We start from the raw sequence: 23916 nt of genomic DNA, 5'->3' as shown, positions 1-23916 counted from the left end.
TGCGAACGCCGACATCGCGGCCACCTGTGTCCAGCCGATCGGCAGGCTCGCAACTATGTCGGGCAAGGAACACAGGAACAACGACATCCGGCCCTGGTTGACGTGGTTCAATGGTCGCGCATGCGGGGTGCTGCCCGGCCAGTCAAGCAACCAGGGAGAACTGATATGGCCGAGTACCAACAGGTCGCGACCGACGAAACACGAAGCCTGATCGCCGCCAGCAAGGTCGAGGGTACCAATCTCTACAACAGCCAAGGCGAGAGCATGGGCTCGATCTACGATGTCATGCTCGACAAGCGCTCCGGAAACGTCGCCTACGCGATTGCGTCCATTGGCGGCTTCCTGGGAATGGGCGCCGACTATCATCCGGTGCCGTGGGAAAAGCTTCGGTACGATACACAGCTCGGCGGCTACAGATTGGATGAGACCATCGACCGTCTGAAGGCCGCCCCGACCATACCCGGCGACTACGCATCCGATCCGGACTGGGGGTCGACGGACCTCGGCTGGCGCGGGCGGGTCGATGACTATTATCGTCCCGTCCTCTGAGCCGTCCGCCGCGTCAAAGCCTGGAGCGCTTCTTGTGCGATGGGGCGGGTCCACGCAATCACTCAGCGCTCCAGCCCACCTCGGCTGGGGCCGCGGGAGGCGAGGCTGTCACCAGATGCGTACGTCGATCATCGCAACGATCGCGCTGCTGGGCTGCATCGCAGCCGCCCCCGCACGGGCTCAAGCGCCTCCCGAGGTCGAGGCCTGCCGGCTGGCCGGCCAAGCCGCGCTGAAGAAGCGGTCGCCCAGCCTCGACCAGATTACGGTCGAGCTCGACACGATCGCCGTTTCAAAGGCCGATTCCAAAGTCGGCGACACGCCGATCAAGGGCGTGGTGATGGGAGAGGCCTACCTTCAACGCGACAAGAGCGACAAGCCTGTCCGCTTCGTTTGCCTCCTGGGCAACGACAGCCAGGTCGTGTTCACGTTCTTCACGGAGCAGTGATCCGGCTGCGGTTGGCAGCCAAGCGAGCGGCGGCTACGACGGACCCTGCCATACCTTACTCAGCGGTGAGGGTGAGGCCCACGGCCCTGGCGAGCTTCATGAACGTGATGATGTCGAGGACCTCGCGACGATCGAATATCTCGACGAGCTCGTCGGTCGTGAGTCCCAGGGCCTCGGCTCCCTCCTCGAGACCGTAGGCAATCACGATTGCCCCGAGCGCATCGCAGGCGAAAAAGCCGTCGCCGCTCCGCAGCGCGAGCGAGAGATAGGCCGCACGCGCCTTCTGCCGTTCGGTCATGGCTGGATCGGCGCTTTCTCGCACGGCAGCCTCCGCTACAGGTCGAGGACGAGTTTCGGGCCGTGCACGCGGCCGCAACAGATGATCATCTCGCCCGCCTCCTTCTCGGCCTCGGTGAGGAACGTGTCGCGATGATCCGGCACGCCTTCGAGAACACGCGTCCGGCATGAGCCGCAGTAGCCCTGCGTGCAGGAGAACGCGACCGGCACGAACGCATTCATCAGCACCTCCCCCAGCCGGCACTCAGCAGGAACGTGGAAGGTCTGCCCCGACCGCGCCAGCATGACATCGAAAGCGCGATCATCGCCCACAGGCGCAAGCGGCTCACCGCTGAAACGCTCGAGATGCAGCGTGCGTCCCTCGCGGCCGGCGATCACGGCGGCGGCCTCGATCATCTCCGCCGGTCCGCAGCAATAGATGGCGGCATCGGCCGGAGCGGCGGCAATCGTCGCGGCCAGGTCCATCCGCCCTCTCCGGTCCTTGGGGAAGAGATCGACGCTTTGTCCCTGGGCGAGCCTGTCGACGAAGGCCATGGCGCGGATCGCACGCCCCCCATACGCGAGCGTGTAGCGCCGACTGTCGGCGCCGAGCGTCTCGATCATCGGCAGGAACGGAGTGATGCCGATGCCGCCCGCAATGAACAGGTGGTGCTCCGCCTCCACCATGGGGAATTGGTTCTGCGGCGGGGAAACGGGCAGCCGGTCACCTCGCCGCAGCTGACCATGGATCTCGGACGAGACGCCGCCCTCGCCCATGCGCAACACGGCGATGCGGTAGGAGGTGGGATCGAGAGGGCTGCCGCAGAGCGAATACTTGCGCGTCCGTCCCGAGGGGACGCTCACATCGACGTGCGCGCCGGCCGTCCACGACGGCAACGGCGAGCCGCCGGGATCGGCCAACGTCACGCCCACGACGCCCTCCGCGAGCGGCGTGATCTCCGTGACGGTGAGGGTCAGGGTTTCAGGAGGTGGCATCGATCGCCTCGTCCAGGAGTTCACGGATGGCCGCCTCGACTTGGCGGCTCTCGTTGCGATGGCGCCCCGGCGCTCCTGCGACATGGCCCAGGGACGAATGGATCGGACGCAGCTCCGCCCCCGGCACGGCCGCCACCTCGAGCGCATTTTCGTCCAGGGTGAAGTAGCGATCGGTATCGCAGGGCATGGCGATCACCCTGGCCGTCACGCGCGCGAGCGCCCGGCGCCAGTCGCCCGACATCCCGGGAAGGCACCCGACATCCGCGCTCTGCCAGGTGCGGAGCTTGTGGATCAGGTTCGCCGCGTCCCAGGCGAGATGGTCGTCCTCCCACCATTGGAGCAGCTCCTCCACCGAACCGAAGCCCAGGCTCCGCCAGAGCTCGTCGCGGAAGAACGCCGGCGAATAGGCCCATCCCGCATAGACGCGACCGAAGGCCCGCAGGCCCTCCCGGGGCGGCTGCGCATACGCCCCCGCCGCCCACGCCGGATCGGCCATCAGGGCCGCGCGCACGCCTTCCAGGAAGACATGGTTCTGGGGCCAGCAGCGCGCGGCGCCGCAGACCGGCAGGATCGCACGAACGCGCTCCGGCCAAGCCGATGCCCAGCCCCAGGCCTGGAGCGCGCCCATCGACCAGCCGTAGATCAGCCTCAGCGTCGCGATGCCCAGATGGTCGAGGAGGAGCCTCTGGGCCCGCACGTTGTCGAAGAGCGTGAGCGCGGGGAACGCGGCCCGCTCGACGGGCGTCCGGGCGTGCGACGGGGACGACGCGACACCGTTGCCGAACATGTCGACCGCGACGATGAGGAGGCGGGCGGGGTCGAACGGTCGCCCCGATCCGATCAGGCCATCGAAGGAGCCGCTCGTGCCGGTGAAGTGAGAGCACAGCAGCACGGCATTCCCGCCGGCCTGGTCGATGCGCCCCCAACGGCGAAAGGTCAGCGTCACGTCGATCCTGTCGCCACGTTCGGTGGCGAAGTCGGGGATCGCGAACCGCTCCAGCGTCGTCATCCCCTTGCTCAGAACAGGTGGCTGTAGCGCTCCGTTTCCCACCGGCTGATCGACTGGTGGTACTCGTTCCACTCGTTCGTCTTGTAGGTGACGAACTCGTCGCGCAGCGCCGTTCCGAGCGTCGCCTCGATCAGCGGATCGGCGGCGAAGGCCTGCACGGCTTCGAGCAGCGTCTGCGGCAGAAACGCAATGCCGCGCTTGGCGCGCTCGCCCTCGGAAATCGTATAGAGGTTGTCCTCGTTGGGCAGGCCCGGGTCGATTCCTTCGCGGATCCCTTCGAGGCCGGCGGCAAGCGCCAGCGCGGCAGCCAGATAAGGGTTGACCGCGCCATCGGCATTCCGGCTCTCGCAGCGCCCGCCCCCCTGGGGCACGCGCACGGAGTTGGTCCGGTTGTTGGAGCCGTAGGAGTTGAACACCGGAGCCCACGAAAAGGTGGTCATCGCGCCGCGCCGCACCAGCCGCTTGTAGCTGTTCACGGTCGGCGCGAAAGCCGCACAGAGCCCGCGGCCGTGCTTGAGGATGCCGCCGATGAAGTTGTAGCCGAGCTCCGTCAGCCCGTAGCCGCGCGGATCGTCGGCCGGATCGCACGCAAAAACATTCGCTCCGGTTCCGAGATCGAAGAGCGACATGTTGAAATGCGCGCCGTTGCCGGTCTTGTCGGCGAACGGCTTCGGCATCATCGTTGCGACCAGACCTTCTTCCTTGGCGTAGTGCTTGGCCATCATGCGGAAGAACGTGAGCCGGTCACACGTGGTGAGCGCGTCGGCATAACGAAAATCGAACTCGAACTGCCCGTTCGCGTCCTCGTGGTCGAACGAGTAGAGATCCCAGCCGAGGCCGTTGATACAGCTCGCCATTTTGTCGAGCCAGTGAAAATTGTCGAGGAAGCTCCGCACGTCGTAGCAAGGCTTGGTCAGCTTGTCGTCGGCGTGCGGAACGACCAGAGATCCGTCCTCAGCCTGCCGCAGAAGGAAGATCTCGCATTCCACACCAAGGTTGAAGCCGAAGCCGAGCTCCGCCGCCTGCTCGAGCGCTTTCTGCAGGACGACACGCGTCGACATGGGGTATGGCGCGCCCTTGAAGTGGTTGTCCGCCGGCATCCAGGCAATCTTCGGCTCCCACGGCAGCTGGATGATGCGGTCGAGATCGGGGACGGAGGTGATCTCGTCTTCGTTCGGCTCCTGCCCCAGTCCATCGAGAGCGTAGCCCGTGTAGCGCTCCGACCCGGCTGCCATGTGGTAGAGATGTCCGATCGGAACCACCTTGGCCTTCTGCACGCCATGGATGTCCACATAGGCGCCGATACAGTACTCGACGCCCCTCATGCGGAGGTCCTGCTCCAGATCTTTGATTGGAGTAATCTGATCCATGATCTTTGCCTTGATGATCAACGAGCTCAAAACACGAGCCGTTCGTGGCTTTCGCGGGTGTAAGGGCGGATGGAGCCGAAATCGCGCGCGGCGATCTTGCTGACCCAATCGGGATCGGACAGCAGGGCGCGACCGACTCCCACCATCTGGTAGTCGTCGCGGTTCAGCCCCGCGACGAGCTCGCCGAGCCGGTCATAGGACGGGCGCACCTCCGCGCCTTCGTCCTGGGTGATGAACTCGCGTTCGACGCCGACGCTGCCCACCGTCATCGTCGGCTTGCCCGTGATCTCGCGCGTCCAGGCGGCGAGGGTCTTGTCCGAGCCGGCGAAGCCGGGCAGCCAGAAGCGGCGCGTCGATGCATCGAATACGTCGACGCCCGCCTCCGAGAGTGGCGTCAGGATGCGGGCCAGCTGGTCGGACGTCTCGGCGATGCAGGCGCCGTAGTCCGACTGTTTCCACTGTGAGAAACGCAACACCAACGGAAAGTCGGGACTGATCGCGGCCCGGACCGCGCGCACGACCTCGACCGGAAAGCGCACCCGGTTCTCGATCGAGCCGCCGTACTCGTCCTCGCGGCCGTTGGTCTTCGCCCACAGGAAGTTGTCGATGAGGTACTCGTGTGCGCCGTGCAGCTGGACCCCGTCGAAACCCAGCTCCTCGGCGATCGCCGCCGCCTCGGCATAGGCGGTGACGACGTCGGCGATGTCCTGCTTCGTCATGGCCTTCACCACGATCCGGCCGTCGTCGACGATCTCCATCGCCGAGTAGCCGGGGACCGAAGGGTCCGGCTCGACCCCCGGACGGCGCATGAGCCCGTAGTGCCAGATCTGCGGGATGATCATCCCTCCTTCGGCGTGCACCGCATCGACGATGCGCTTCCATGCATCGAGGCTCGCCTTGCCATGGAAGGCCGGAATCGCCGGTTCCCCGTTCGCGGCCGGGTGATTGATGTATGTCCCTTCGGTAATGATGAGGCCGACGCCGCCGCGCGCCCGGACCCGGTAGTAGGCGAGCACGTCGTCCGTCGGCACGCCGCCCGGCGACTGCATCCGGGTCATGGGCGCCATCACGAAGCGATTTCGCATCTCCCCCCTGCCGAAGCGATAGGAGGTCAGGAGCGGCTCGAGGCTTGGAATGCTATCGAACATCGCCACGTCTTCAGATTCTCTCGCCGATGCGCCGACGTATGAAGTTCGAGAGCTGCCAGACGGCGATTTCGGTATGACTGAGCCGGCCGGCAGCAGCGGAAGCGGTCTTGGCGCCCCGCTGTTGCATCTCGTTGACCGTGATATCCTCCATGTTGATCGTATCCCACATCTTGAGCTGCTTCTCGACCTCTGCGGGAAAACCTTCGGACTCGGTCGTTTCCGGCAAGAGCAGCAGATGGGTCTTGATGACGGTGTGGTCGGCCGCCTTCGGCTCGATCTGGAACCAGACCATCCGGTCGGGAAAGGTTGCCGCCAGATGGAAAGGATAAGCCAAATAGAGCCGCATCTCGGTCTTCTCGGCCTCGCTGATGCCGGGAAAGAACGGCAAGCCGGAGAAGAACACCTCGGGGCCCGCGCCGGGCCGGGCGGGCGAATGCACGACCGTCCAGGCCTCCCGCGTCTCCTCGCCCCAGCTCAGGCGCGCCGGGAAATCGCGCTCGAAGGTGATGGGGTGCGCCGCCAGATGATGATAGCACTCCATGAAGGTCTCAACGACGATCTTCCAGTTGATCCTGGTGTCGTAGTCGAGCGAGGCGCAGAGCTTCATCTTCTCTGCCTGGAAGTAGCCTTGGTGCTCGAGCATGGACTGCAGACGCGGCGCGAGCGGCAGCGCATCTCCCGAGAGATTGACATAGACGAAGCCGTCGACAACGTCCGAGCGATAGATCGGCAGCCGGCAGGATTTCGGGGTGAAATCCTTGGCGCGCTCCATGAGGGGCGTGCCGATCAGCGTGCCGTCGAGCGCGTAGCCCCACGCATGGAACGGACACATGAACGTGCGGGTATTGCCCTGGCCGTTGACGAGCGGGGCCCAGCGGTGAAGACAGATCCGAGACATCACGCGGATCTGATCGTCGGCCCCTCGCACCGCCATCAGCATCTCGTTCGCGATGTCGGCAGTCACATAGTCGCCAGCCTTCGGCAGCTGCGATACATGGGCGATCGACACCCATTCCTTTCGGAAGATCTGTTCGACTTCGAGGTCGTAGAACGCCTCCGACGTGTAGGCTTGCGGCGGCAGCGTCTCCGCCCGGTCGAGTGATTTGTTCGATCCGCTCAGCGCCTGAGTCACGATCTCGCGTACAGCACTATCCAGAGAGCTCATCGGTTCACCTATCTGATCTGGAAAGGCGGGCGCAGCGTGCTCGCCCGGGTCACTCGCCCTGATGGAACGACCAGTCGATGACGTCCTCGATCGGCACGGGAGCCTTGACGCGACCCAGATGGCCCCAGATCTCATTGCCGAGCGCGATCACTTCGGCGATCTTGCCGGGCTTCCCGGGCGTGCCGAAGTATTCGGCGTTGGCTGCCTTGTCCATGAAGCGGACATGGGTCAGCGTCGTGGCGACATCGCTCGGCTTCGACAGCCAGCCGCCGATTCCCTTGGCCATGATCTTGTTGGCCTCTTCGGGATTCTGCTTCATATAGTCGAGGGCCATATAGTAGCCCTTGACGAGCGCCTTCACGTCGCCGGGCCGCGTCTTGATCACCTCGCAGGAGATGGTCACGACATCGACGATGATGCCGGGTGTCGCCTTGGAGTCGATCAGCACCTTGGTGTCCGGCCGGTTGGCCTTGGCGAAGGTGAGGTTCGGCTCCCAGGTCACGGCTGCATCGGCCCGCTTGGCGATGAACGCGGCAGCGGCCTCGTCCGCGGTCATGTTCGCCACGGTGATGTCGGAAGAGCTCATCCCTTCCTTGCGCATCAGGTAATGCAGCCAGAAACTGGTGACGGAATCCTGGTTCAGGGCGACGGTCTTGCCCTTCAGGTCGGTGATCTTGTTGACGTCCGGCGCCGTCAGGATGCCATCGCCGCCGTAGCTGTCGTCCAATACGAGCACCGTCTTGAAGCACGCATCGGCGTTGCGATACACGAGGATGTCGTCGATCGTATCGGGCACGCCATCCGCTTTACCTGCCGCGAGCGCGAGAAATCCCTCGCGGGTCTCGTTGGTGACAGGCAGGTTCAGCTTGAGCCCCATTTTCTCGAAGTATCCGAGATCCCGAGCGAGGTAGAGCGGTCCCCAGCCGACCCATGTGGTGTTGGCAAGGGTGAGTTCCCCTGCCGTCGACGTCCCGGCGGTGGCCGACAGCGCAGCGGCGACGAGACAGGCGGAGAGCAATTTCTTCATGATCGTCGTCCTTCCTGAAGGATCAGCGGCGGATTGCGGCGGCGTGACTTATTCGGCTTCGTCCCGCTCTTCCCCTGCGTGCAGGAGGTTGAACAGGCGCTGCTTGAGTGAAATGAATCCGGGCGCAAGCATCATCGACAGGGCGCGTGGCCTCGGCAGGGCCACCTCGATGACTTCGCGCAGTCGGCCCGGATGGGCCGACATCACGAAGATGCGGTCGGCGAGCAGGATCGCTTCGTCGATATCGTGGGTCACGAAGAGCACCGTCGTCTTGTCATGCTCCCAGACCCGCATCAGCATCTTCTGCATGTTGAGCCGGGTCTGGCTGTCCAGCGCGCCGAAGGGCTCGTCCATCAGGAGGATCTTCGGGTTGTTGGCCATGGCTCGGGCGATGGCGACCCGTTGTTTCATTCCGCCCGAGAGCTCGCTCGGATAGTGGTCGGCGAACTTCTTCAGGCCCACTTCCTCGATGTACCTGTCGATAATCGGTGTGCGCTCCTGCGCCGGCACGCCGCGCTGCTTGAGGCCGAAGCCGATATTGTTTCGCACCGTCAGCCACGGAAACAGGGTGTACGATTGGAACACCATGCCCCGCTCCGCTCCGGGACCCGTCACCTCGACGCCGCCGAGGCGGATGCTGCCCGCGGTGGGCGCGGCCAAGCCGGCCACGAGGTAGAGAAGGCTGGATTTGCCGCAGCCTGAAGGGCCCACGATGACCGCGAACTCGCCTTCCCTCACGTCGAAGCCCAGGCTGTCGATCGCGCGCAGCGCCTTGCGGCCGCTGCCGTAATCGAGGGTGATGTTGGTGAAGCTCAGCAGCGTGGGGGCCGGCGCGGCCACCGGCGCCTGACGCAAGGCGCCGTTCATCGCGACCATGGGAAGAACACCCTCCGGATCAGGCGGAAGATCTGATCGGTTGCCAGCCCTAGCAGCCCGATGATGGCGATGGCGAGAAAGATGGTGTCGACCTGGAAGCCGCGCATGGCCCGCATGCTCATGTAACCCAGGCCCGCCGATGCGCCGACCAGCTCGGCGACGACGAGATAGGTCCAGCCCCAGGCGATGGTCACGCGCAGGATATCGATGATCGCCGGGGCGGACGCGGGCAGCAGCACGCTGACGAGGACGCTACGTCTCGACGCGCCGAGCGTATAGGACGCGTTCAACAGGTCGTCGGACACATTGCGCGCTGCGTCGGCCACCAGGACGATCTGCTGGAAGAAGACGCCAAAGAAGATGATGGCGGCTCGCTGTTCGATGCCAATGCCGATCCAGAGGATGAAGAGCGGCACGAACGACGTCACGGGCAGGTATCGGGTGAAGTCGACGAGCGGACCGATGGCGGACTGCACGACCCTGTAGGTCCCGGCGAGCAGGCCGATCGGGATCGATATCAGCGACGCGAGCCCGAAGCCGAGGAGCACCACCGAGACCGACGACCAGATATTCGGCAGCAGCGTTCCATCGCCCCACAGTTCGATGCCCCTCCGCAGGACCGCGCCCGGGGTCGGAAGGAAGATCGGACGCACGAGGCCGCCATAGGTGGCGATCATCCAATAGCCGAGCATCAATGCCCAAACGAGCAGCGCTGCGGCGAGCGAGGCGCCGGCGGGAATCGGTGCCCGCGGCGTTGTGAGCCGTCCCAGGACGGGGTTGCGCGCGCGGCGCGCGGTGCTCCGCTCCGCCATCGCGACAGTCCGAACTTGAGTGAAGGTCATGATGCCTCCCTCTTCGATGTCTCAGTCCGAGCAAGCTGACATTGATTAATCGCTCGATCAACCGAGTCGTCGCCTCAGATCCGCCCGAAGCGCGCTATTTCCTCAATATGGCCAACGTATATGCATGCTGATCAGTTTATGCGCGGCCAATTGAATGCATCATGTTCAGTATTTGCTCGCAGTGTCCGCCATATCCAAGAAGCTGCACTCTCCGATTGCCGGACACAAAATTCTGACATATCTGTCAGATAACGATCCGCGTCGGCGTCAGGGAGATCGCGAGGATGGCACAGCCCCAGGGTGTTGAAGCGAAGTTGCGGCTGCTCGAGCTGGCCGAGACGCTGGGCAATGTGAAGCGCGCTTGCGAGATCACGAAGTTCAGCCGCGACAGCTACTATCGCTTTCGCCGTCTGTATGAGGCTGGAGGCGTCGCCGCCCTGGAGAGCCGGACCCGACGTGCGGCGCCCGAGGATCGCGACGAAGCCGAGATGCCCGGAGCCGTCGACGACGATGGCGGGCCAAGCTCGCCGGTCGAGCTTGGCGAAACGGCGCCGAGCAGCTCGCAGCACATTCTGAAAACCGCCTTCGGGCTCTTCGCACAGCGCAACTATGCCCAGGTGACCATCAAGGACATAAGCGACGCGACCGGTCTGAACCCGGGACTGATCTACTACTATTTCGGCAGCAAGGAGGGGCTATTCCTGAAGGTCGTCGAAATGGCGGCCAACAATGCGTACGAGAGCTTTCGCACGATCTCGCGCAGCGTCTCCGCGCCGGAAGACATCATATCGACCTGGATCGTCAACCACGCACGGCAGTACCCGCTGATGCGCGACCTCATCAAGATATCGATCGACTACGCCAACACCCATAGCGCCAACGCCGAGATCGACGCCGCGATCCGCCGCTTCTATCAGATCGAGCGTGAGATCCTACGCGACGCGATCAGCCGAGGCGTCGCCTCGGGCCGCTTTCCCGCTGGCATCGATGACGAAAAGGCGGTGACGTTCATCTCCACCTTCCTCGACGGGGTGCTCGTGCGTTCGGTGATGTTCGAGGAATTCGACTTCAACGCAGCGATCTACAATCTGCGCGATTTCGTCATTCACTCAGGCTTGATGCTCTAGTCTAGGTCCCGTTGACAAAATTGGTTCCCAAATCAGCGGAAGCATGATTCAAGGCCGCCTTTCAGGAGGCGGTTTTGGCTCGCGGCGATGTGACGGATATCGAATGGCATATCATTGAGGGGCTTTTGCCGCAGAGCGCGGGAGGACGTCACGCCCCGCCCAGGACAATCGGCGCTATCCCACCCGATGCGATAAAACCCGGAAATCGTTCGCGGCCTTTCTCGTCGGCATCCGCAAAGATAGGGTTGCCACATTTGCTCTGGTTCGTGAGTTGTGCGTCGGCCGGGTGAGATCCGCCCGATCCGTAAAACTTGCGCACCGCTGGTGAACAACCGAATCCATTTACACACGAAAGGCGTTTCTGCAGTGGACATCCCCCGGATCTTCAACGTCACGGAAAGCGCTCACCGCATCCATAATCCGTTCACACCCGAAAAGCTCGCCACTCTCGGCGCGGCGTTGCGCCTGGAACCGGAGACCCGCGTGCTGGACCTTGGCAGCGGCTCGGGCGAGATGCTGTGCACTTGGGCACGCGACTACGGGATTAGCGGCACTGGTATCGACATGAGCCAGTTGTTCACCGGGCAAGCGAAGCTGCGCGCTGAAGAGCTCGGGGTCGCCGATCGGGTCGAGTTCATCCACGGCGACGCTGCCGGCTATGTGGCCGAGGAAAAGGTCGGCGTCGCAGCCTGTGTCGGTGCCACGTGGATCGGCGGGGGTGTCGTCGGCACCATCGAGCTTCTGGCGGAGAGCCTTCGCACCGGAGGGATGATTCTCATCGGCGAGCCGTACTGGCTGCAGTTGCCGCCCACGGAAGACGTTGCCAAAAGATGCCTTGCCGGCTCGATCTCCGACTTTCTCATGCTTCCAGGACTTCTCGCATCCTTCGGCAGGCTCAACTACGACGTTGTGGAAATGGTGCTGGCGGACCAGGACAGCTGGGACAGGTACGAGGCAGCCAAGTGGCTCACGATGCGCCGATGGCTCGATGCGAACCCCGACGACGATTTTGCGAAAGATGTGCGAGCCCGACTGACCTCGGAACCCGAACGCTACGTCACGCACACGCGCGAATACCTGGGCTGGGGGGTGTTCGCGCTGATGGCGCGGTGAGGCGAGGCAGTTGGCATCCGGCGGATCGTTGATGGTCGTGCGCAACAGATGATGCGGCGCGGGGGGCGGCGCAGCCTTCCGCGCACCGCCTATTCCGCGTCCGTCACATAACGTCGTCCCATTGCTCCACGGCCGAAGGAGAGCTCGGCCAAAGAGGGCGGCCGAGGGATAGAGCCCCAAGGCGGCAGCCGGCACGGCAAACACAGGCGGCTCGCCGCGTCTCCAGGCGCCGCGGCGCGCCTCACACCGCCGCCTTCAGCGCCGCCACCGCCGCCGCCCGCTCCTTGCGCGCCGCCAGCGCCTCGGCCATGTCGACGGCGCGGAAACGCGCCGGCTGGTGCGGCTGGAGCTGGCCGATGAGGTCGAGGTCGGCCGAGATCACCGTGCCGAGCATGAAATAGCCGCCACCCGACACCGCATCCCGATGCAGCACGATCGGCTCGGTGCCGCCGGGCACTTGGACCGAGCCGTAGGGGTAGCAGCTGTCGACGATATTGGACGGGTCGGAGCCGGCGCCGAAAGGCTGCTGGCGCGGCAGGAATGCGAGCGGCCGGCCGCCGCGGAAGCGGTAGCCGATGCGGTCGGCCTCGGGCGCCACCTTCCAGACGTCGTCGAAGAAGTGCCGGCCCGCCTCCTCGGTGATGCGGTGCCAGTAGAGGCCGGGCAGGACGCGCAGCACCGCCTCACGGCCGGTCGTCCGCCGCAGCGCCGGCGGAATGTGCGCGCCTGGCCTGAGCGTGCGCTTGGCCGGGCCGACGGAGAGCACGTCGCCCTCCTTGAGGGCCCGGCCCTCATGGCCACCCAGCGCGCCCAGCGGATAGGTCGAGCGAGAGCCGAGCACCATCGGCACGTCGATGCCGCCGGCCACCGCGATGTAGGCGCGGGCGCCAGCCTTGAGGAAGCCGAAGCTCAGCACCTGCGCGGCCTTGACCGGAAACGCCTGCCACGTCGGCTGCTCGACGCCGTCGACCTTGGGCGGCAGCTCGGCCCCGGTGACGGCGACGACCGCATCCGCGGTGAAGCGGATCTCCGGCCCCATGAACACCGCCTCCAGCGCCGCGTCGCCGTCGTCGTTGCCGACCAGCGCGTTCGCCGCCACCAGCGCCTCGCGGTCCATGGCGCCGGAGAGCGGAATGCCGAGGTGGTAGTAGCCGGGACGGCCCAGGTCCTGCACCGTGGTGGAGAGGCCGGGCTTCAGGATCTCAAGCGCCATGGAGCACCCCCAGCAGCTTGGCATTGGTGGCGGCGGGATCGGCGTGGAACTCGGCCAGCGAGAAATCGACGGTGCGGATCAGCGGGGCGAAGGTGCCCTTGTCGACCTCCTCCACGGCAGCATCGTAGCCGGCCCGGTCGACGGGCTTGAACTTCACGATGTCGCCGGGGCGGAAGAAGATCATGAATTCGCGGAGATAGCTGATCTCCTGCCGGGGATCGTAGATCGGCATGGGCGTGATGCCGAACATCTGGTAGCCGCCGGCGCCGCGCACCGAATAGATGCAGCCGAAGCAGCCGCCGTGGCCGACCGTCAGTCGCGGCGTATCGGTGCGCGGGCGCAGATACTTCGGCACCTCGATCTGCCTGGCGCGCTCGACCATCTGATACATGAACGGCAGGCCGGCGACGAAGCCGACCATGGAGACGAACCAGGGCGAGCCGGCATGGGCGGCGACGAAGTCGTCGACGCCGGCGTAGCCGTTGACGCGGGCGGCGTAGTCGAGGTCGGTGCCATCAGGCTCCTGATGCCGCTCGCGGAAGCGCATCAGGGTCTCGTGCGTCCACGGGTCGCCGTAGTACACGGGGATCTCGACGATGCGCGTCGCCAGGGTCGACTGGCCGTTGCCGGTGGCCGCTTCGATGCGCTTCAGCTCGGTGAGCAGGTCGTCCGGCGCGATCACGTCGGGATCGAACTTGATCTGGAACGAGGCGTTGGCCGGGCAGATCTCGGTGACGCCGCGGATGTTGCTGTCGCGGACCGCCTGGGTGATGGACAGGCCCTTGAAGAAGGCATCGAGCGACATCTCTTCGTCCACCTCGACGAAGATGTGCTCGTCGCCTCCGAACGCGTATCTCGTCGTCATCGGCCCCTCCAATGGAATAACGTCCCAGGCGATTGATGGCCGGATCGAGCCCGGCCATTCCACCCACTCAACCCAAGCCGCCGCGCTCCAGCCAGCCCTCCAGCCAGCGCGTATGCACATCGCCTGCCAGCACCGCCGCGTCGCGCGCCAGCGCCTGGTGCAGGGCCGCCGTGGTGACCAGCCCGTCGACGCGCAGCTCCTCCAGGGCGGCGGCCAAGCCGGCAATGGCGGCGTCCCGGCTCTCGCTCCACACAATCAACTTGCCGAGCAGGCTGTCATAGAACGGCGGGACGGCGTAGCCGGCATAAAGCATCGTATCGAAGCGGATCCCGGTCCCCTCCGGCACCGTGAGCGCCGTCACGACGCCCGGCGACGGCATGAAGCCCTTCGCCGGGTTCTCGGCGTTGATGCGCACCTCGACGGCGTGCCCGTTGAGGGCGACGTCGGGCTGCGCGATGGCGAGCTTGGCGCCCCCGGCGATCTCCAGCATGGCGCGCACCAAATCGATGCCGGTGACCATCTCGGTGACCGGATGCTCGACCTGGATGCGCGTGTTCATCTCGATGAAGAAGAATTCGCCGGTCTCGGGATCGTAGAGGTATTCGAGCGTGCCGGCGCCACGGTAGCCGACGGACTGCGCGAGCCGCACGGCCGAAGCGCACAGCGCCTCGCGCACGGCGGGCGTGAGACAGGCGGCCGGCGCCTCCTCCCACACCTTCTGCCGCCGCCGCTGCAGCGAGCATTCACGCTCGTAGAGGTGGATGACGTCGCAGCCGTCGCCGAGGACCTGCACCTCGATGTGACGGGCGCGCGCAATGAAGCGCTCCAGGTAGAGGCCGCCGTCGCCGAAGGCCGCCTTGGCCTCGGAGCTCGCCTGGGGGATGAGGGCGTCGAGCTCCGCCTCCGTCGCGGCGACGCGGATGCCGCGCCCGCCGCCGCCGGCTGAGGCCTTGATCATCACGGGATAGCCGATGTCGCGGGCGACGCGGCGGGCGTCGTCCGCGGTCTCGACCCGCCCCTCGCTGCCCGGCACCGTCGGCACGCCGGCCTTGGCGGCCATGGCGCGGGCGGTCGCCTTATCGCCCATGGCGCGGATGGTCTCGGGCCGCGGGCCGACGAAGACGAGCCCCGCCTCCTCCACCATGGCGGCGAAATCGGCATTCTCGGAGAGGAAGCCGTAGCCCGGGTGCACCGCATCGGCGCCGCTCGCGACGGCCGCCTGCACCATCACCGCCTTGTCGAGATAGGACTTGCTGGCGTGGGCCGGGCCGACCTCCACGACGGCGTCCGCGAGCCGGGCGGCCAGCATGTCGCGGTCGGCGGCGCTGACCGCCTGGACGGTGCGGATGCCGAGCTCGCGCGCCGCCCGGATAATGCGGACCGCGATTTCCCCGCGGTTCGCAACGAAGAGTGTCCTGATCGCCATCTCAGCCTGTAATGTCAGCCCGCAATGTCAGCTTGCGGCGATCATGCCTCGAGGTCGTACAGCGGATCGCCCGCCATCACCGGATCCTCGTTCTCGATATGGAAAGCGGCAAGCTTGCCGCCCTCCTCGGCCAGCACGGGCATGAACGACTTCATCACCTCGATCAGGCCCACCGTGTCGCCGACGGCGATCGTATCGCCCGGCTCCTTGAACGCCGGCTGGTCGGGGGACGGCTTGCGGTAGAAGGTGCCGGGGATCGGCGCTTGGATCGTCTTCAGAGCCATCGGGCGGTCTCGTTCGCTGTGAGCATCATGGTGCGGCGTGAGCGGGGGCGAGCATGCCCTCCCGCGCCAGCCGCGCGTGCAGGACCTGGGCCAACGTGTCGGCACCCGGCGTGTCGGAATGGACGCAGATGGTCTCGGCGCCGACGGCCACGTCGTTGCCGGCCACGGTCTTGACCAGCCCCTCGCGCACGGCGCGCACGCACTTCGCCGACGCCGCCTCCGGGTCGACGGCCTCGTGCTCGCGCGTGATGATCAGCGAGCCGTCGCCGGCGTAGTCCAGGTCGGCATAGAATTCCGGCATGAAACGGTGGCCCCGCGCCGTGTAGACGCGCTGGTGCTCGGTGTTGATCATGCCGAGCAGCGGCACCTTGAAGACGTCGGCGGCATCGCAGACCGCCTCCGCGATGTCGGGCATGCGGGCCGCCATGCTGTAGAGCGAGCCGTGCGGCTTGATGTGGTTGAGCGCCATGCCTTCCGCGTCGAGGAAGCCCTTGAGCGCGCCGATCTGGTAGATCAGGCAGTTGGCCAGCTCCTCGCGGCCGATCTTCATCTCGCGGCGGCCGAAGCCCTGCAGGTCCGGCAACGAGGGATGGGCGCCGACGGCGACGCCGTGGCGCTTGGCGAGCCGCACCGTGGCACGCATGTGGTTGAAATCGGAGGCATGGAAGCCGCAGGCCACGTTGGCGATGTGGATCGCCGGCATCAGCGCTTCGTCATTGCCGAGCCGCCAGATGCCAAAGGCTTCGCCCATGTCGCAGTTGATGAGGACCATGTTGTCGTCCGGCTGTCGCGCTCGCTCCCCATCGGCTTTTCCGATTGGTAGCCCCGCGATTCGAATGTTGTAAAAATCAAAAAACTTGTACGCTGCATTCGAAAATCAGATAGCATCCGCGAAACCAGGGCGAACCCGGGCCCTCGCGACGCTCTCGGGCAGAATGGTGCCGATTTTCACCGCTGTCGAGACAAGATGGCTCGGTTGATGCATGGCATTGGGCTTCGGCTCGCTGCGTGGTTGGCCAAACGAACCGGCACGACAGGCAGGGAGCGCCGCAAATCCGCTCTGGCCCATCCATCTGGTTTTTCGATATGAAGCGGTGAGCCGATCCGACCGAGGCCGCATGACCGTCTCGCTGAAGCAGATGCGCTACTTCATCGCCGCAGCCGAAAGCGGGCAGATCTCGCAGGGCGCGATCGAGCTCAACGTCTCCCAGTCGGCGGTCACCTCGGCCATCCAGCAGCTCGAGCAGACCCTCGGCGTGCGCCTGCTCGAGCGCTACCCCACCGGCGTGCGCGTCACGCCGGAAGGCAGCCGCTTCCTGTCCCATGCGCGCGAGATCATGGCCGCGGTCGAGGAGGCGCTGCGGGTGCCGCGCTCGTTCCATGCCGCGGCGTCCGGCCAGGTCCGCGTCGGCGTCACCTATACGGTCGCCGGCTATTTCCTGCCGCGCCACCACGCCCGCTTCACGCGCAGCTTCCCGAATGTGACGCTGCATCTCTACGAGGCACCGCGCGACGTCATCGAGCAGGCGCTGCTCGACGGCGCCCTCGACATCGCCGTCATGCTCGTCTCCAACCTGGCGGCGCGGGACCGGCTGCAGGCCGAGCCGCTGCTGCGCTCGCAGCGGCGCCTGTGGCTGCCGGCCGAGCATCCGCTGCTCAAGGCCGAGCGCATCAGTCTCGGCGACGTCGCCCAATACCCCTACGTCATGCTGACCGTCGACGAGGCCATGCACACCGCCCGCCTCTACTGGGACAAGACTCCCTACCGCCCCAACGTCGTCTTCCGCACCATGTCGGTGGAGGCGGTGCGCAGCATGGTGGCCGCCGGCATGGGCTTGACCATCCTCTCCGACATGGTGTTCCGGCCCTGGTCGCTGGAGGGCCAGCGCATCGAGACCCGCCTCCTCGACGACGACATTCCCACCATGGATGTGGGCCTGGCCTGGCGGCGGGACGTCGAGCCCAGCGCCGCCGCCCGCGCCTTCCACGATTTCCTGAGCCTCGCCCACGGCGGCGTCGGGCCTCCCTGAACCCCGCGGCCGCGCGCAGCGGCAAGCCGACGACCGCATCCCTTCGCCATCAGTCACCTCATCCCCAACCCAGAGAAGGCCCATGCCGCCCATGGAAGATCTGTCGACGCTCGCCCGGCGCCTGGCGCGCGGCGAAACCACCGCTGAAGCCGCGACCCAGGAGGCGCTGGCCCGGATCGAGTCCGACAACGCCCGCCTCGGCGCCTTCGTCCGCGTCGACCGCGAGCGGGCGCTGATCGACGCGCGCCGGCTCGATGCCCTGGCGCGGCTCGGGGGACCGCGCGGCCCGCTGTTCGGGGTGCCGGTCGGCATCAAGGACATCATCGACGTGGCCGGCCTGGTGACCGGCGGCGGCTCGCTCACCCGCAGCGAGGCCGTCGCGGCGGCGGCCTCGGCCGCGGTCGTGCAGCGGCTCGTGGCCGCCGGTGCCGTCGTCGTGGGCAAGACGGCGACGGTGGAATACGCCTTCGGCGGCTGGGGCACCAACGAGACGCTCGGCACCCCGCGCAATCCCTGGGACCCTGCGACCCCGCGCGTCCCCGGCGGCTCGTCGAACGGCTCGGGCGTGGCGGTGGCGGCCGGCCTGGTGCCGCTGGCGCTGGGCACCGACACTGGCGGCTCGGTGCGCCTGCCGGCCTCGTTCTGCGGCGTCGTCGGCCTGAAGACCTCCGTCGGCCTGGTCGACCGGGCCGGCGTGCTGCCGCTCTCCGCCCTGCTCGACACCATCGGCCCGCTGACGCGGACGGTCGCCGATGCGGCGCTGGCGCTGATGGTGATGGCCGAGACCGGCCACCTGCGCGGCGGCTCGCTGGCCGAGCTGGCGCAAGGCGCCGTGCCGCCGCTGGCGGGCATACGGCTCGGCATCACCGCCCTCGGCGCCGACCTCGACCCGGACGTCGCCGAGACCTTCGACCGCGTGCTCGGCTTGCTGGCGAATGCCGGCGCCGAGATCGTCGAGGTCACGCTGGAGCAGCCGCCCGCGGCCTATGTCGGCCCCTGCGGGATCATGATCGCCGCCGAAGGCTATCAGCACTACGGCCACCTGGCCGAGGCGGAGCCCAACCGCCTGGGCCCGCCGGTGCGCGAGCGGCTGCTCTCCGGCAAGGCGATCCCGGCGCCCGCCTACCTCGCCGTGCTGGACGAGCGGCGGCGCGGCAAGGCCAAGCTGGACACGGTGTTCGACCGCATCGACGCGCTCGTCACGCCGACCACCGCCACGCCGGCGCCGAGCCTCGCGACCTACGACGAAGGCGCGAGCCCGGGCGTCTTCACGCGCTTCGCCAACTTCTTCGACCTCGCGGCGCTGTCGGTGCCCGCCGGGCCGTCGCGGGACGGCCTGCCGATCGGCTTCCAGATCAACGTGCCCGCGCTCCACGAGCCCCGCGCGCTGGCGATCGGCGCGGCCGTCGAGCAGGCGGTCGGACGCTTCACCTGCCCACCCGTCGGCGGGAGCTGACCGCCGGCGGCTCTCCAGGCGCTCATCGGCTCCATCCATGCCGTCTTGATGCATTCATGACCATCATCAGGTATAGATGGAGCCCGAAGAAGGAGGACGAGCCATGAAAGTCAGCCGGGAGCAGGTCGCCGAGAACCGCCAGCGCATTCTGGACGCGGCGGCGCGCCTGTTCCGGGAGCGTGGCTTCGACGGGGTCACGGTGGCGGAGATCATGAAGGCGGCGGACCTCACCCACGGCGCCTTCTACGGCCATTTTCGCTCCAAGGAGGATCTGATCGCCCAGAGCTGCGGCCACGCGCTGGGCGCGAGCGCGGAGGGCGAGACGCCGCGCGCGCTGAAGGACTACGCCGCGGCCTACCTCAGCGCGCGCCACCGGGACGACGTGGGCGGCGGCTGCCTGTTCGCCGGCCTGGGCAGCGAGGCCGTCCGTGCCTCGCCGGAGGTGCGCCACACCCTGACGCAGGCGATCCGGCGCCAGATCGACGCCTTGAGCCGCACGGCGCCCGGCCGGACGCCGGAAGCCCGGCGGCGCGCCGCCGTCGGCAGCTGGGCGGCCATGGTCGGCGCCGTGCTGCTCGCCCGCATCGCCGACGATGAAGAGCTCGCCGATGAGCTGCTCGACGAGACGAGGGCCTGGCTGGGCGCCTGACGGCGACGGCCTTCAGGCGGCAGGCAGCGAGATCTCGAAGCGGGCGCCGCCGGCGGACGGCAGCAGCCGGATACTGCCGAGATGCGAGCGCAGCATCGACTGTACGATGTGCAGCCCCATGCCTGTACCTCCGGCCTCGCGGCGGGTGGTAAAGAAGGCATCGAAGACCTGTCCCCGATTGGCCTCGGAGATGCCCTCGCCGTTGTCGCCGACGACGAACGTCACTTGGCCCGGCACCGTGCTCCGCTCGATCACCAGCTCGGTCGCCCCATGGCGCAACGCATTGTCCGCCAGGTGGGAGAACAGGATCACCGCGTTGTCCTGCGACATCGCCAGGACCTCGTGCCGGCCGCCGTCGACGCGGATGGCCAGGGCGGGGCACTGGCTCTCCAGCTCGCGCACCACAGCGCCCAGCGTGGTGGTGCCCGCCAGTTGCGGATTGTCCGCCTGCGCCAGGTCCTTGAGCCGCTGCAGCAGCAACGTCAGCCGCCGGGTGTCGGCGACGATGTTGTCGAGGAAGCGGCGGCGGCGCTGCGGATCCATCGCCCGGCCCTCCTCGTCATCGATCAGCAACTCGGCCGCCCCCTGGATCGAGGTGAGCGGTGATTTGAGCTCGTGCGACACGTGGGCGGCGAAGGTGGTGATGTAGGCGGCGCGCTCCGACAGACGGCCCGCCATGTCGAGGAAGCTCTGCGCCAGCAGGGCGATCTCGCGCGTGCCGTAGTTGCGCAGCGGCTCGATCCCGGCGGCGCCCTGACGGCCGACGTCGCGGGTGCGGGCGATGAGCTGGTGGATCGGCTGGGTGATGGTACGGGCGAACAGCAGGCCGACGACCAGGATGACGGCGAGCAGGCATGCGCCGGCAAGGGCGACCTTGCGGCGCTCGGAATAGAGATGACGCACGATGTTGTTGGGCGTGCGTGAGGCATAGACGACGCCCACCACCTGCCCGGCGACCATGGCCGGCATGGCCACGAACACCCGCACGCCGGTGCCGCGGCTGACCGAGTAGAGGGGCGGCGGTTCGTGGTTGGAGATGCGGACGCGCAGCGCGCTGCCGTAGCGACCGCCCATGGCGGCCGCGACCTCCTCGACGTGGGCCAGCGAACGGCCGACGTCGTCCTCCCCCGCGACGATGGTGCCGTTGGCGTCGAGCACCCTGAAGCCGGCGAGCGTCACCTCCCGCGTGCGCAGCGCGACCGCATACAGGTCGGTGCCGATTCTCTGGATCGCGGGATCGACCGGCCGCTCGGCCGCGATCGCATCCGGCCGGCGCGGCAGCACGTCGCTGCCGGCGAGGTCGAGCCGCGGCTCGACCGGGTGGTAGCGTTCCCCCGACACCGATCCCGGCGGCAGCTCCGCGGCCGGCGCCGGGGGAGACGCGGCCTCCACGTCACGGCTGAACAGGGCGGCCAGCACTGCAGCCTGGGCGATCAGCTCCGCTTCGGTCTGCCGGATCAACTGGTTCTCGTAGAGGCGGAAGAAGAACAGGCCCGCGAGCGGCAGCGCCGCGACAGTGAGCAGCACGGCCAGGACGATCATGCCGAGCGACGGCCGCCATTTTCGCGGCACCATCGTCCGCGTCACGCGTCGGCCTCGCAGCGGCCGAGCCGGAAGCCGACGCCGTGCACCGTCTCGATGGCGTTGCCGCAGCCGGCGGCGACGAACTTCGCCCTGATGTTGCGGATGTGGCTGTCGATGGTGCGGTCCGAGACGTGCACGTCGTGGTCATAGGCCGCGTCCATCAGAGAACCGCGCTCCAGCACGCGGCCGGGGCGGCTCACCAGGGCACGCATGATCAGGAACTCGCGGACCGTCAGCCCGAGGTCACGGCCGCCGAGCCGCGCCTCGTGCCTGCCCTCGTCGAGGGTGAAGGCGCCGTGCGCGAAAGAGGGGACGCCATCGACCGGGGCCGCCGGCGGCCTCTTGGTCCGGCGCAGGATGACGTTGATGCGCGTCACCAGCTCGCGCGGGCTGAACGGCTTGGTCACGTAGTCGTCGCCGCCGAGCTCCAGGCCGAGGATGCGGTCGATCTCGTCGTCCTTGGCCGACAGGAACAGGATCGGCACGTCCGACTGGCGGCGCAGCCGCCGGCACACCTCCAGGCCGTCCATCTCGGGCATGCCGACGTCGAGCACGATCAGGTGCGGGACCGCCTGCACGACGGCGCGGAGCGCCTCCACGCCGTTGGCGGCCACATCCGTCGTCATGCCGGCCTTCTCGAGGGCGAAGCAGATGACCTCGCGGATATGCGGATCGTCGTCGACGACGAGGATGTGGGTCACGGCCGCGTCTCCCGCGCTCAGGGGCTGATGTCCGGTATAGCCGAGCTCCCGGAGGCAGGCGCGGGCGCCTCGTTCAGATAGCGCGTCAGGCGCGCGCTGCGAAAGCTCCAGCTCCGCCAGTCGTCGAGCGGCTTGATCGCCTGGAGCGTCAGGTCGGGCCGCCGCCTGTCGAGATATTGCAGCGCTGGATCCGATGCGGCGTCGGCGCCGCTCTGGAGCCGGAGGCTCCTGTATGTGTCGATGGCGGGGATGGCCTGAGGACCCAGACGGACCAGGTAGAGGACATCGAGCACCGGCCCGCTGCCCGATATCTCACGAGCGTGCGCGACGTTGTAGGTGGCGATCAGGGAGGGGATGTTGAGGAAAGCGCAGGCGTAGAGGGCGACGCCCAAGCTCACGAGGTTGGCGCCGATCAGCCATCGGTTCGGACGCAGCAGCACCATCCGCACGATGATCAGCGCAAGCCCGACGGCCACCAGGATCATCCAGACGAAGGCCCAGAACCGCAGCCACGTCAGCGAGTAGGTTTCGACGTAGAGATCGAGCCGCAGCATCGACGAGAGGACGAGCAGGATGTTCTGCGCGATCCACGCGAAGATCAGCGTGCGGATCGCCCGCGAATCGTTGGCACCGGTGCCCGGCCGCAGCGCCGCCAGCACGAAGGCCGCGGCCAGCAAGGCCGTGGCGATCAGCGGATAGGCCCCCCGGTGGGCGTAGTCGGCATAGGTCATGCCGGGCGGCAACGCCGCGCCCGCCCAGAGGTAGGTGAGGTCCAGCCCGGTCTGGAGGGCGAACAGCAGGTTGAAGAGCACCAGCGAGCGCAGGATCGCGGCCTGGCCGAAGACCTCGGCCGTCCGCGGATCGGACACAGCCACGCGGGCCGGAAGCGGCGCCCCGCCGGCACGCGGCTTCGGCTTGCGAGCACGCAGGAATGGCCAGGCCACGACCGCCAGAGCGCACCAGAACAGCAGCCGGAGATAGTCCAGGCTGGCGTCGGTCGCCTCGACTGACGTCAGCCAGCGTTCGATGAGCGGATTGGCATCGGCGAACAGAACGAGAAAGACGCCCGTGCAGACGACGGGCACGATCCAGCCCAGCAGCGCCCTCGCCTCGCACCGCATCACGCCCAGGCGCCGGCAGAGGCGCGGAAACCGCCAGGCGTCCGCGGCAAGGCGCCAGGGCCCGCCCAGCAGCAGCGCCGCCACGGCATGCGCCCGAGCAGCGGCGCTGCCCATGAAGCTGCCGCGCAGCACCAGCGTCGCGCCGGCAGCCGCCACGCACGCGAGGCCGAAGGAGAGCAACGTCAGCTCCTCGACGACGGGCAGGAGGCCGGCCGCCGCGATGAGGCAGGCGAGGACGAAACGACGGCCCGCCGGCGGGACCGGATTGGTCAACACCGCGCCGGCAAACAGCGCCGCGAGGAACAGGGCGACGGAGATCCCCGGCCCCCGGTTCCAGAACAGCCAGTCCCCCAGCACGATCAGGGCGAGCGCGAGGAGCAGGCGCTGCGAGACCGTTCGGGCGGCCCGCGTGGAGGCGTCGGTCAGCGGCAGCGATAGGCCGGTCATGGGCGGAAGCCTTTGCGGTTGCGGATGCGGGACGAGATCGCCGGCACGGGAGCCGCGGCGTGGGAGCAAGCCGGCCCAGGCGGCGCGGCGGTGTCCGCCAGCCACCAGCCGTCATTGAGCAGGCTCGTCGGCAGAACGGTCGGGAAGAAAGGCGGCAGGCGAATGCGGCGTCTCATGGCCCTCGTTGTGCCCGCACG

Annotated in this window: 25 protein-coding genes; 7 read left to right on the top strand and 18 right to left on the bottom strand. The window is 67.3% G+C overall.

The features are described from left to right. Positions 1-165: 165 nt before the first annotated feature. The gene (locus ACZ5PO_RS18570) at positions 166-549 is read left to right on the top strand and encodes a PRC-barrel domain-containing protein (protein WP_464196119.1); all 384 of its coding nucleotides are present in this window, start codon (positions 166-168) and stop codon (positions 547-549) included. Between the two features lie 115 nt (positions 550-664). Continuing rightward, entirely contained in the window at positions 665-994 is a 330-nt protein-coding gene (locus ACZ5PO_RS18565; RefSeq protein ID WP_464196117.1) for a hypothetical protein, read from the top strand. A 55-nt stretch (positions 995-1049) separates the two neighbouring features. Here the strand turns inward: ACZ5PO_RS18565 and ACZ5PO_RS18560 are convergent, their stop codons facing one another. The 9 genes from ACZ5PO_RS18560 to ACZ5PO_RS18520 form a co-directional block, all read right to left on the bottom strand. Beyond that, positions 1050-1292, bottom strand: coding sequence for a hypothetical protein (locus ACZ5PO_RS18560; protein WP_464196115.1), 243 nt, complete (start codon positions 1290-1292; stop codon positions 1050-1052). A 35-nt stretch (positions 1293-1327) separates the two neighbouring features. Beyond that, positions 1328-2266 (bottom strand): PDR/VanB family oxidoreductase, encoded by a 939-nt coding sequence (locus ACZ5PO_RS18555; RefSeq protein WP_464196113.1) that lies wholly within the window; start codon positions 2264-2266, stop codon positions 1328-1330. Then, the gene (locus ACZ5PO_RS18550; protein WP_464196111.1) at positions 2253-3275 is read right to left on the bottom strand and encodes an alpha/beta fold hydrolase; all 1023 of its coding nucleotides are present in this window, start codon (positions 3273-3275) and stop codon (positions 2253-2255) included. Before ACZ5PO_RS18550 ends, ACZ5PO_RS18555 begins: the two co-directional genes overlap by 14 nt. A gap of 8 nt (positions 3276-3283) precedes the next feature. Next, positions 3284-4600: a type III glutamate--ammonia ligase gene (glnT, locus tag ACZ5PO_RS18545; protein WP_464196109.1), complete on the bottom strand. Its 1317-nt coding sequence runs from the start codon at positions 4598-4600 to the stop codon at positions 3284-3286. A 71-nt stretch (positions 4601-4671) separates the two neighbouring features. Then, the gene (locus tag ACZ5PO_RS18540) at positions 4672-5793 is read right to left on the bottom strand and encodes an NADH:flavin oxidoreductase (RefSeq protein WP_464196898.1); all 1122 of its coding nucleotides are present in this window, start codon (positions 5791-5793) and stop codon (positions 4672-4674) included. A 10-nt stretch (positions 5794-5803) separates the two neighbouring features. Then, a complete protein-coding gene (locus tag ACZ5PO_RS18535) occupies positions 5804-7093 on the bottom strand; it encodes an aromatic ring-hydroxylating oxygenase subunit alpha (RefSeq protein ID WP_464196107.1) in 1290 nt (429 codons plus the stop codon). Beyond that, positions 7008-7985, bottom strand: a complete 978-nt coding sequence (locus ACZ5PO_RS18530; protein ID WP_464196105.1) for an ABC transporter substrate-binding protein — start codon at positions 7983-7985, stop codon at positions 7008-7010. The genes ACZ5PO_RS18535 and ACZ5PO_RS18530 overlap by 86 nt, the downstream gene beginning before the upstream one ends. Positions 7986-8033: 48 nt before the next feature. Beyond that, the gene (locus ACZ5PO_RS18525) at positions 8034-8825 is read right to left on the bottom strand and encodes an ABC transporter ATP-binding protein (RefSeq protein WP_464196103.1); all 792 of its coding nucleotides are present in this window, start codon (positions 8823-8825) and stop codon (positions 8034-8036) included. Positions 8826-8848: 23 nt separating this feature from the next. Then, positions 8849-9703 (bottom strand): ABC transporter permease, encoded by an 855-nt coding sequence (locus ACZ5PO_RS18520; protein ID WP_464196101.1) that lies wholly within the window; start codon positions 9701-9703, stop codon positions 8849-8851. 284 nt (positions 9704-9987) lie between these two features. Between ACZ5PO_RS18520 and ACZ5PO_RS18515 the strand changes: the two genes are divergently transcribed. Together ACZ5PO_RS18515 and ACZ5PO_RS18510 are read left to right on the top strand one after the other, a co-directional pair. Beyond that, positions 9988-10830, top strand: coding sequence for a TetR family transcriptional regulator (locus ACZ5PO_RS18515; RefSeq protein ID WP_464196099.1), 843 nt, complete (start codon positions 9988-9990; stop codon positions 10828-10830). A 324-nt stretch (positions 10831-11154) separates the two neighbouring features. Next, the gene (locus tag ACZ5PO_RS18510; protein WP_464196097.1) at positions 11155-11943 is read left to right on the top strand and encodes an SAM-dependent methyltransferase; all 789 of its coding nucleotides are present in this window, start codon (positions 11155-11157) and stop codon (positions 11941-11943) included. Positions 11944-12184: 241 nt separating this feature from the next. On the opposite strand, the gene ACZ5PO_RS18505 is transcribed toward ACZ5PO_RS18510, so the two are convergent. The 5 genes from ACZ5PO_RS18505 to pxpA form a co-directional block, all read right to left on the bottom strand. Beyond that, complete coding sequence (locus ACZ5PO_RS18505) at positions 12185-13156, bottom strand: 5-oxoprolinase subunit C family protein (protein WP_464196095.1); 972 nt, start codon at positions 13154-13156, stop codon at positions 12185-12187. Then, complete coding sequence (locus tag ACZ5PO_RS18500) at positions 13146-14021, bottom strand: 5-oxoprolinase subunit B family protein (RefSeq protein WP_464196093.1); 876 nt, start codon at positions 14019-14021, stop codon at positions 13146-13148. Before ACZ5PO_RS18500 ends, ACZ5PO_RS18505 begins: the two co-directional genes overlap by 11 nt. Positions 14022-14088: 67 nt before the next feature. Further along, positions 14089-15447: an acetyl-CoA carboxylase biotin carboxylase subunit gene (locus ACZ5PO_RS18495; protein ID WP_464196091.1), complete on the bottom strand. Its 1359-nt coding sequence runs from the start codon at positions 15445-15447 to the stop codon at positions 14089-14091. A 41-nt stretch (positions 15448-15488) separates the two neighbouring features. After that, the gene (locus ACZ5PO_RS18490) at positions 15489-15731 is read right to left on the bottom strand and encodes an acetyl-CoA carboxylase (protein ID WP_464196089.1); all 243 of its coding nucleotides are present in this window, start codon (positions 15729-15731) and stop codon (positions 15489-15491) included. Positions 15732-15756: 25 nt separating this feature from the next. Further along, positions 15757-16503, bottom strand: coding sequence for a 5-oxoprolinase subunit PxpA (gene pxpA / locus ACZ5PO_RS18485; RefSeq protein ID WP_464196087.1), 747 nt, complete (start codon positions 16501-16503; stop codon positions 15757-15759). 346 nt (positions 16504-16849) lie between these two features. Between pxpA and ACZ5PO_RS18480 the strand changes: the two genes are divergently transcribed. The 3 genes from ACZ5PO_RS18480 to ACZ5PO_RS18470 all read left to right on the top strand — a co-directional run bounded on the left by ACZ5PO_RS18480 (position 16850) and on the right by ACZ5PO_RS18470 (position 19866). After that, on the top strand, positions 16850-17761 hold the full coding sequence (locus ACZ5PO_RS18480) for a LysR family transcriptional regulator (RefSeq protein ID WP_464196085.1): 912 nt from the start codon (positions 16850-16852) through the stop codon (positions 17759-17761). Between the two features lie 82 nt (positions 17762-17843). After that, the gene (locus tag ACZ5PO_RS18475) at positions 17844-19217 is read left to right on the top strand and encodes an amidase (protein WP_464196083.1); all 1374 of its coding nucleotides are present in this window, start codon (positions 17844-17846) and stop codon (positions 19215-19217) included. Positions 19218-19320: 103 nt separating this feature from the next. After that, a complete protein-coding gene (locus ACZ5PO_RS18470) occupies positions 19321-19866 on the top strand; it encodes a TetR/AcrR family transcriptional regulator (protein WP_464196081.1) in 546 nt (181 codons plus the stop codon). Between the two features lie 12 nt (positions 19867-19878). Here the strand turns inward: ACZ5PO_RS18470 and ACZ5PO_RS18465 are convergent, their stop codons facing one another. The 4 genes from ACZ5PO_RS18465 to ACZ5PO_RS18450 are packed head-to-tail and all read right to left on the bottom strand — an operon-like array spanning position 19879 to position 23895. Next, on the bottom strand, positions 19879-21453 hold the full coding sequence (locus ACZ5PO_RS18465; RefSeq protein ID WP_464196079.1) for an ATP-binding protein: 1575 nt from the start codon (positions 21451-21453) through the stop codon (positions 19879-19881). After that, positions 21450-22151 carry a response regulator gene (locus ACZ5PO_RS18460; RefSeq protein WP_464196077.1) on the bottom strand — a complete coding sequence of 234 codons (702 nt, stop codon included), beginning with the start codon at positions 22149-22151 and terminating at the stop codon, positions 21450-21452. The genes ACZ5PO_RS18465 and ACZ5PO_RS18460 overlap by 4 nt, the downstream gene beginning before the upstream one ends. A gap of 17 nt (positions 22152-22168) precedes the next feature. Further along, positions 22169-23719 carry a DUF4153 domain-containing protein gene (locus ACZ5PO_RS18455; RefSeq protein WP_464196075.1) on the bottom strand — a complete coding sequence of 517 codons (1551 nt, stop codon included), beginning with the start codon at positions 23717-23719 and terminating at the stop codon, positions 22169-22171. Continuing rightward, positions 23716-23895: a hypothetical protein gene (locus ACZ5PO_RS18450; protein ID WP_464196073.1), complete on the bottom strand. Its 180-nt coding sequence runs from the start codon at positions 23893-23895 to the stop codon at positions 23716-23718. Before ACZ5PO_RS18450 ends, ACZ5PO_RS18455 begins: the two co-directional genes overlap by 4 nt. Between the last annotated feature and the right edge of the window lie 21 nt (positions 23896-23916).

It is taken from the genome of Chelatococcus sp. KU-N122, assembly GCF_055391085.1.
The sequence above is the reverse complement of the archived record's forward strand: the minus strand, read 5'-3'. Positions and strand labels throughout refer to the sequence as shown.

Excerpts from the sequence above, each read along its gene's own strand:
- ACZ5PO_RS18550 (WP_464196111.1), bottom strand. The coding sequence starts at position 3,275 with ATGACGACGCTGGAGCGGTTCGCGATCCCCGACTTCGCCACCGAACGT.
- ACZ5PO_RS18490 (WP_464196089.1), bottom strand. The coding sequence starts at position 15,731 with ATGGCTCTGAAGACGATCCAAGCGCCGATCCCCGGCACCTTCTACCGC.
- pxpA (WP_464196087.1), bottom strand. The coding sequence starts at position 16,503 with ATGGTCCTCATCAACTGCGACATGGGCGAAGCCTTTGGCATCTGGCGG.
- ACZ5PO_RS18540 (WP_464196898.1), bottom strand. The coding sequence starts at position 5,793 with ATGTTCGATAGCATTCCAAGCCTCGAGCCGCTCCTGACCTCCTATCGC.
- ACZ5PO_RS18495 (WP_464196091.1), bottom strand. The coding sequence starts at position 15,447 with ATGGCGATCAGGACACTCTTCGTTGCGAACCGCGGGGAAATCGCGGTC.
- glnT (WP_464196109.1), bottom strand. The coding sequence starts at position 4,600 with ATGAGGGGCGTCGAGTACTGTATCGGCGCCTATGTGGACATCCATGGC.
- ACZ5PO_RS18475 (WP_464196083.1), top strand. The coding sequence starts at position 17,844 with ATGCCGCCCATGGAAGATCTGTCGACGCTCGCCCGGCGCCTGGCGCGC.
- ACZ5PO_RS18560 (WP_464196115.1), bottom strand. The coding sequence starts at position 1,292 with ATGACCGAACGGCAGAAGGCGCGTGCGGCCTATCTCTCGCTCGCGCTG.
- ACZ5PO_RS18480 (WP_464196085.1), top strand. The coding sequence starts at position 16,850 with ATGACCGTCTCGCTGAAGCAGATGCGCTACTTCATCGCCGCAGCCGAA.
- ACZ5PO_RS18535 (WP_464196107.1), bottom strand. The coding sequence starts at position 7,093 with ATGAGATCTGGGGCCATCTGGGTCGCGTCAAGGCTCCCGTGCCGATCG.
- ACZ5PO_RS18565 (WP_464196117.1), top strand. The coding sequence starts at position 665 with ATGCGTACGTCGATCATCGCAACGATCGCGCTGCTGGGCTGCATCGCA.
- ACZ5PO_RS18455 (WP_464196075.1), bottom strand. The coding sequence starts at position 23,719 with ATGACCGGCCTATCGCTGCCGCTGACCGACGCCTCCACGCGGGCCGCC.
- ACZ5PO_RS18505 (WP_464196095.1), bottom strand. The coding sequence starts at position 13,156 with ATGGCGCTTGAGATCCTGAAGCCCGGCCTCTCCACCACGGTGCAGGAC.
- ACZ5PO_RS18530 (WP_464196105.1), bottom strand. The coding sequence starts at position 7,985 with ATGAAGAAATTGCTCTCCGCCTGTCTCGTCGCCGCTGCGCTGTCGGCC.
- ACZ5PO_RS18470 (WP_464196081.1), top strand. The coding sequence starts at position 19,321 with ATGAAAGTCAGCCGGGAGCAGGTCGCCGAGAACCGCCAGCGCATTCTG.
- ACZ5PO_RS18500 (WP_464196093.1), bottom strand. The coding sequence starts at position 14,021 with ATGACGACGAGATACGCGTTCGGAGGCGACGAGCACATCTTCGTCGAG.
- ACZ5PO_RS18515 (WP_464196099.1), top strand. The coding sequence starts at position 9,988 with ATGGCACAGCCCCAGGGTGTTGAAGCGAAGTTGCGGCTGCTCGAGCTG.
- ACZ5PO_RS18555 (WP_464196113.1), bottom strand. The coding sequence starts at position 2,266 with ATGCCACCTCCTGAAACCCTGACCCTCACCGTCACGGAGATCACGCCG.
- ACZ5PO_RS18450 (WP_464196073.1), bottom strand. The coding sequence starts at position 23,895 with ATGAGACGCCGCATTCGCCTGCCGCCTTTCTTCCCGACCGTTCTGCCG.
- ACZ5PO_RS18520 (WP_464196101.1), bottom strand. The coding sequence starts at position 9,703 with ATGACCTTCACTCAAGTTCGGACTGTCGCGATGGCGGAGCGGAGCACC.
- ACZ5PO_RS18570 (WP_464196119.1), top strand. The coding sequence starts at position 166 with ATGGCCGAGTACCAACAGGTCGCGACCGACGAAACACGAAGCCTGATC.